The sequence below is a fragment of the Massilia sp. CT11-108 genome (assembly GCF_047302915.1).
GTDB lineage: Bacteria > Pseudomonadota > Gammaproteobacteria > Burkholderiales > Burkholderiaceae_D > Telluria > Telluria orientalis.
This window is the reverse complement of record NZ_JBKYMO010001715.1, coordinates 1-242: the sequence shown is the minus strand read 5'-3', so window position 1 is coordinate 242 and position 242 is coordinate 1. Positions and strand designations below refer to the sequence as shown.

Genomic DNA, 242 nt, shown 5'->3' with positions numbered 1-242 from the left:
ACATCAGACCGCCCGCAAAACCGGTCAGCAAAGTGGCGATGCCCCAGATCGCGCCGCACGCGAGCAACGTGCGCCTCGCGCCGAAACGGTCGCTGACCCAGCCGCCGATGATCTGGAAAAGCAGGTACGGATACGCAAACGCCGAGAACACGAGGCCGACTTCCGTGTGCGAAAGATGGAATTCCTTGCCGAAGCCCGCTGCCGCCGTACTGACGTTGACGCGGTCCAGGTAGTTGAACAGG

The 242-nt window shown here is 62.4% G+C and carries 1 protein-coding gene; it reads right to left on the bottom strand.

What is annotated here, in order from left to right; all coding sequences use genetic code 11:
- The coding region (locus ACEN88_RS36130) for an MFS transporter (RefSeq protein ID WP_413347186.1) at positions 1-241 on the bottom strand (241 nt) is incomplete at its 3' end.
- Position 242 lies beyond the last annotated feature (1 nt).